Annotated in this window: 1 protein-coding gene; it reads right to left on the reverse strand. The window is 26.1% G+C overall.

Features of this window, described 5'->3' with window-relative positions:
- Positions 1-72 precede the first annotated feature (72 nt).
- Positions 73-729 carry a Fe-only nitrogenase accessory protein AnfO gene (anfO, locus tag RH99_RS18030; RefSeq protein WP_010241784.1) on the reverse strand — a complete coding sequence of 219 codons (657 nt, stop codon included), beginning with the start codon at positions 727-729 and terminating at the stop codon, positions 73-75.
- Between the last annotated feature and the right edge of the window lie 324 nt (positions 730-1,053).

Raw genomic sequence — 1,053 nt, forward strand, 5'->3', positions numbered from 1 at the left:
TTTTCTTATTATTTTTATATAATTGTACTTTTAGATTTCCTCACAGATTTCAATTTTTAAGATGTATATTTTCTATTTATTTATTGAAGACATTTCATTACAGACTTGATTATATATTCTTACCTCAATTTCACCTTTAAGCAATTTTTTCACTTCAAGTCTCATATTTAAAGTTAACAATTCACCTTCAAGCCATTGAGGAGCATGACTACAAAAAATTTTAAGTTCTTTAAATGACTTATTTCTTAAAAATGGCAATAATACTTTTTTGGAACTAATATCTGGATTATCATTTTGTATTTTTTCAAGATTTATAAAATAACATCCCTCTTCAGCCAAAGCTATAGGCTCTATTACAGTATCTTGAGGCTTGGTCTTTTTAACTGCCTTCTTTTTATTTGCTATCATCATTTCACGTAATTCATCTAATAATTCTTCTGGGTTACCACCGGCTTCTGCAATAGTAAATCCCGACTTTTTTAAAACACTATATGGAATTCCATCTACCCTTTTCCCTAAAAAAACATTACAACTTTTTAGATCATTTATTAGTAGTACCATTCTTTCACGAACAGCTCCCATTCCTCCAGATGTATTTACATTAAAAATAATTTTATTTTTAACATTCCAACTTTCATCCTTTCTCTCGTATACCACTACCATTCCAGGTTCATATATACTACTAGTATTTCCATCTTTTCCTGTTAAAACTGCTATTTCATTAAACATAATTATCATCTCCCATATAATATTTTATCTTTTTTTCATTTTTAGCATATATTTTTAAATATTATCTACTTTATGACTCTAATCTTTTTTGCCTATTCTTCATTAAAAAGTTTAAAATTCTCTTTATTTCTTTAATTTATTAAGTAGAAAACCGCAACATAAAATTATATCTTAAAATTTCGTGATAAGACATGACTATTCATAGTTTCTAAATCCAGTTCACTCCTTACATAAATTATTTATAATTCCAATATTCTTGCTTTCTCAAAAGTATTAGTAGCTCTTAAAAAGTTTATTTATCTATGAATATCACATAGATGTTTA

The sequence above is a fragment of the Clostridium arbusti SL206 genome (genome assembly GCF_000246895.1).
In the GTDB taxonomy this organism is placed as follows: domain Bacteria; phylum Bacillota; class Clostridia; order Clostridiales; family Clostridiaceae; genus Clostridium_I; species Clostridium_I arbusti.